Here is a 419-nt window from a genome sequence, read left to right as displayed (position 1 = left end):
GATGGACTGGATGGAGCAGGAGCAGGAGCGCGGCATCACGGGCGTGAGCGGCGCGGCCTGCCGGATCGTCGGCGAGGGCAGCGCGCGGCGGCTGGTGGCCTACGTGACCGGCGAGGCCGAGGTAACGGGCCTGCGCGCGCAACTGGCCGAGCAACTGCCGATGCAGCAGGTGCCCGCGCAGATCGTGCGGCTCGAGGCGCTGGCGCTGATCTGCGAGACCTGGGCCGAGGTGCTGGCGCTGCCGCGGGTCGGCATCGACGACGACTTCTTCGGGCTGGGCGGCCATTCGCTGGCGGCCGTGCGGGTCGCCGCGCGGCTGGGCGAGCGGCTCGGCCGGCAGGTCGAGCTGGCGCTGTTGTTCGCGTATCCGCGCGCGGCGGAGTTGGCGGCGCGGCTCGATCGCGAAGGCGGCGCGGGCT

At 74.9% G+C, this 419-nt stretch carries 1 protein-coding gene; it reads left to right on the top strand.

Features of this window, described 5'->3' with window-relative positions:
• Positions 1–10 precede the first annotated feature (10 nt).
• Positions 11–419: phosphopantetheine-binding protein (locus FQ755_RS17205; protein ID WP_260858653.1), on the top strand; the 409-nt coding region annotated here is incomplete at its 3' end.

Source organism: Paraburkholderia sp. BCC1885, from assembly GCF_900996235.1.
GTDB lineage: Bacteria > Pseudomonadota > Gammaproteobacteria > Burkholderiales > Burkholderiaceae > Paraburkholderia.
The sequence above is the reverse complement of the archived record's forward strand: the minus strand, read 5'-3'. Positions and strand labels throughout refer to the sequence as shown.